This is a genomic window from Verrucomicrobiota bacterium (assembly GCA_016871675.1).
In the GTDB taxonomy this organism is placed as follows: Bacteria; Verrucomicrobiota; Verrucomicrobiia; order Limisphaerales; family VHCN01; genus VHCN01.
This window is the reverse complement of record VHCN01000118.1, coordinates 1-4,670: the sequence shown is the minus strand read 5'-3', so window position 1 is coordinate 4,670 and position 4,670 is coordinate 1. Positions and strand designations below refer to the sequence as shown.

General features: G+C 65.1%; 5 protein-coding genes. All 5 read left to right on the top strand.

The genetic code is table 11. The features are described from left to right. Nucleotides 1-891 (top strand): C-terminal binding protein (locus FJ386_15015; protein ID MBM3877996.1); only part of this gene is annotated, 891 nt, incomplete at its 5' end. A 14-nt stretch (nt 892-905) separates the two neighbouring features. Next, complete coding sequence (locus FJ386_15010) at nt 906-1,121, top strand: malate:quinone oxidoreductase (GenBank protein ID MBM3877995.1); 216 nt, start codon at nt 906-908, stop codon at nt 1,119-1,121. Next, entirely contained in the window at nt 1,105-1,872 is a 768-nt protein-coding gene (locus tag FJ386_15005; GenBank protein MBM3877994.1) for an SDR family oxidoreductase, read from the top strand. The genes FJ386_15010 and FJ386_15005 overlap by 17 nt, the downstream gene beginning before the upstream one ends. 35 nt (nt 1,873-1,907) lie before the next feature. Continuing rightward, the gene (locus FJ386_15000) at nt 1,908-3,776 is read left to right on the top strand and encodes a cyclase family protein (GenBank protein ID MBM3877993.1); all 1,869 of its coding nucleotides are present in this window, start codon (nt 1,908-1,910) and stop codon (nt 3,774-3,776) included. A 7-nt stretch (nt 3,777-3,783) separates the two neighbouring features. After that, nucleotides 3,784-4,670, top strand: an 887-nt coding sequence (locus tag FJ386_14995) for an MFS transporter (protein MBM3877992.1), incomplete at its 3' end; no start/stop codon positions are given.

Genomic DNA, 4,670 nt, shown 5'->3' with positions numbered 1-4,670 from the left:
GAGATCGTCTCCTGCAAGGAAAAGCGTTCGCCCGCGGAACTTGCCGAACTCGTGCGGGATGCGGACGCGGTGATCGCGCAGTTCGCGCCGGTGAATGCCGAGGTCGTCAATGCGATGACGAAGGCCAAGGCCATCGTGCGCTACGGCATCGGCTACGACAATGTGGACATCGCCGTCGCGCGCGAGCGGGGCATTCCGGTGTGCAACATTCCCGACTACTGCGTGGATGAAGTCGCAGATCACACGCTGGCCTTCATGCTCGCGATCACGCGGCAGGTGGTGCCGAACACGCTGCATGTGCGCGAGGGCAAATGGGGCCTCGCGACACCGCTCACGGCGATGCAGGCGCTCAAATACCTCACGGTCGGCATTGTCGGCTTCGGGCGCATCGGGCGCGAAGTGGTGAAGCGCCTGCTCGCGTTCAAGGCGCGCGTGCTCGTGTTTGATCCGGTGGTGGACGCCGCGCAGATCCTCGCTGCGGGAGCGCAGGCGGCATCGTCGTTCGATGAACTGCTCGCGCAGAGCGACATCGTCTCGCCGCACTGTCCGTCGCTGCCCGCGACGAAGCAGATGTTCAACGCCGCCGCCTTCGCGAAGATGAAGCGTGGATCGGTCTTCATCAATGTGGGCCGCGGTGATCTCGCCGACAGCGCGGCGGTCACGGCGGCGCTGCAATCCGGCCAGCTCGCCGCCGCGGCGCTCGATGTCTTCGATCCCGAGCCGATTCCCGCCGATCATCCGATCCGCTCGATGCCGAATGTCATCCTCGCCGCGCACATTGCCTCGGCGAGCCCGACCGCCGTGCGCACGCTGCGCGAAACTGCGGCACGTCTCGCGCTCAAGGCCGTGCGGGGCGAGACGCTGCCGAATGTGGTGAATGGCGTGGTTTGACGTTTCACAGAGCGATGTCCGAAGCAGCCTCCAGCTTTGTCTCCGACGCGTCCGATGTCGTGCTCATCGGCAGCGGGATCATGTCGGCGAACTTGGGCGCGATGCTCAAGCGGCTCGATCCGCGACTGAGCATTCAGATGATCGAGATCACATCCGAACACGCGCGCGAAGCCATCGCTTCGGTGCGGGCCTCACATTCCTCTTTTCCAATCCATGATCACCCTCACTGACAAGATCGCCCTCGTCACCGGAGCCGGTTCCGGCATCGGAGCCGCCATCGCGGAATGTTTCGCCGAAGCCGGAGCGGTCGTGTTCGCCACCGATTGCGACGAAGCCGCCGCCGGGCAAACCGCCGCCCGCATCCGCGCCGCAGGCCACCGAGCAGAATCGCTGGTTCTCGATGTCAGCGACGGAGCCGCGTGCATCGCCGCCGTGCGCGCGGTGCACGAAAAATGCGGACGCTGCGATGTGCTCGTCAACAACGCCGGCATCGGACACGTCGGCACCATTTTGACCACCAACCTCGAGGACCTGGACAGGCTGTGGAAAGTGAATGTGCTCGGCACCTATCACCTGTCGCGCGCAGTGCTGCCCGGCATGATCGAGCGCGGCACGGGCTCCATCGTCAACATCGCCTCCATCCTCGGAGTCATGGCGATGGAGTCGCGCTTTGCCTACACGGCCACTAAACACGCCATTGTCGGCATGACCCGTGCAATGGCCATGGATCATGGCACCACGGGTGTGCGGATCAATTGCATCTGCCCCGGACGCGTCCGCACACCGTTCGTGGATGCGATGCTGCGCCAGTATGAGAATCCCGACGACTATCTCCGCCAAATGGAAGCCCCGCATGCCATGAAGCGCATGGCCGCGCCCTCGGAAATCGCGTCAGCCGCGCTCTATCTCGCCAGCGATGCTGCGTCCTTTGTCACCGGCAGCGCCATGATCGTGGATGGAGGCCTCTCCGCCGGAAAATAGATCCTCAGCACTAACACAACACCCACATCCACCCGATGCGCATCATTCGTCACCAAGCCAACGGCGGCTCCATCCAGCACGCAGCCCTTCTGCCCGACGGCAGTGCCCGACGGATCGACACCGTGACCATCGCGATCGAGAAGAACGGCGCGTTCACTAATCCCGTCGTCGCGGAGCAACAGACCTCCACCCCATTTCTTCCCATGAGAACCAAGCTTAGCCTCCTCTCTCTTCTCGCCTCCCTCACCGCCGCGCGGGCTCAGGTGCCCGCAGAGCATGTCCAAGACCTCTCGCTGCCCGTTTCACCGGCGTGGCCCTGTGTCTGGCCCGTGGGCATGATGCAACACATCACGATCCCGCGCTTCACGTTCGGCCCGGGGGCGTTTCATCGCGAGACGATCGTGCTCGACGAGCACACCGGAACCCAGTGGGACGCGCCCGCGCACTTTGTGCCGCCGCCCGGCTCCGGCCTGCCCGGTGCGGGACCGATGGGACTCGTGACCGGTGAGAAAGTGCCCGTCTGGCAGTTTGTCGGCGAGGCTTGTGTGATCGACGTCACCGCGCATCGCGATGACGCGCCGGGCGGGTCCAGTTTTCTGATCCGTCCGGAGCTGGTGAAGGCTTGGGAGCAAAAGCACCGCCCCCTTCGGGCGGGCGATGTCGTGCTTTTCCGCAGCGATTATTCAGACACTTACTACCAGCCGCTCAACAGAGGAGGGGCGCGATTTGTGGTCCACCCGCTCACCAAACGCGCACCGGCCTGGCCCGCGCCGGCGCCGGAGACGATGAAATACCTCGGAGAAAAGGGGATCATGTCCGCGGGACTCGACGGGGCCAGCATGGGACCGATGCCGGACCTCGCCGTGGCCACGCATCAGGCCGGCGGGGCTTTTGGCATGATCTGGATCGAGTGCGGCAGCAATTTCAAAGCCCTGCCGCCCACCGGCGCCTTTTATGCGCTGCTGCCCGCCAAGCATGCCGGCGGCTCCGGCGGTGAAGCGCGCGTGCTCGCCATCACCGAGCCGAAGATCGCCACCCAGCTCATCGCCGCCGCGCGCGCCAGGCGCGTCACTGATGTATCCGTCACGCTCTCCAAAGACCTGCCGGTCACCTGGCAGGGACACGGCCCGGGCGAAGAGGCCCAGCGTTACCTCGCCGAGCCTTTGAACCAATTCGAGAAGCCGCGCGGCCCCTACATGGCATGGACGCACACCTTTGACAGCCAGGCGGGCACCCACGTCGTCACCCCGGCCTTCACCCTGCCGCCGCCGGGCTTCGATGCGGAAAGGTTCGCGCCGGAGATCCGCGAGCTTCGCTCCGAATTCGAAAAGAAACACGGCCCGCTCGGCCACAGCACGGAGACGATCGACAAGCTGCCGCTGAACCGGATGATCGGCACGGCCCGCGTGATCGATGTCACCGCGCTGCGCGGTACCACCGATGAAAAAGCCTGGCCTGCCTCGCCGCTCATCACCGCGCGGCAGGTGCTCGATCACGAAAAGGCGCACGGCCCCATCGCCGCCGGCGAGATCGTGCTTTTCCGGACCGGCTACACCGACGCGAAGTTCAAACCGCTCCCTGACGCCCCAGCGATGGACGAATGCATCGCCGCCCCGCTTGCCGGCAAGTCCGAGGGCTGGCCCGCGCTTTCGCCTGAAGCCATCGCGCTGCTGGCCGAGCGCGGCGTGCGCTGCGCCGGCATCGATGCCCCCACCGCGGGCGGCGTGCGGCCCGAGGCCTCGCTGATGACCTATTGGACCGCCGCGAAACACCACCTGCTGCTCGTCGAGTTCCTCACCGGACTCGGATCCGTTCCGGAGAAAGGCGCGTGGTTCCTCTTCGCCCCCATCAAAATCGAGGGCATTCGCAGCGGCCACGGCCGCGCCCTGGTTCTGCAGCCCTGATCGCCCCATGAATTCCGCCTCCGCCGAGCACGCCGCCGTAAACGTTCCCGCCCTGCGCCGAAAGGTCGTCTGGCGCATCCTGCCGCTGGTCATCGTCCTTTACATCATTGCCTATCTCGACCGCGCGAACGTCGCCTTTGCCAAGCTGCGCATGGGCGAGGCGCTGGGCTTCTCGGAGGCGGTGTTCGGGTTTGGCATCGGCGTGTTTTTCATCGGCTACCTGACCCTGGAGATTCCTGGCGCGTTGCTCGTCGAGCGATGGAGCGCGCGGAAGTGGTTTGCGCGCATCCTCATCACCTGGGGTTTCATTTCGGCGGGGATGGCGTTCGTGAAGACGCCGGAGCAGTTCTACTGGATGCGCTTCCTGCTCGGCGTGGCGGAGGCGGGCTTCTTTCCCGGCATCATCGTCTATTTCTCACACTGGTTTGTGCAGCGCGAACGCTCGCGGGCGCTCTCCTGGCTGCTGATCGCGGTGCCGTTCAGCCTCGCGTTTGGCGCGCCGGTTTCCTCGCTGCTGCTCGAGGTGAAATGGCTTTCGCTCGATGGATGGCAGTGGCTGTTCATCGTGGAAGGCCTCCCCGCGGTGGTCCTCGGCATCTTGGTGCTCCTTCGTTTCACCGACCGTCCGCGCGACGCGAAATGGCTTACCCAGGCCGAGCGCGACCATCTCGAGGGCGAACTCGCCGCCGAGGCCGCAGCGAAGGATGCCACCGCCAGGATCCCCGCGTGGCAGGCGCTGCGTCTACCGATGGTATGGTTGCTCGTGCTTGCCGTCATGATTGGCAACAGCGGCGGCTACGCGCTCACTTTCTGGCTTCCCACCACGATCAAAAATCTCTCCGGCGGGTCCGATCAAATGACGCTGTTTTACAGCGGTCTCTACTACGCCTGCGG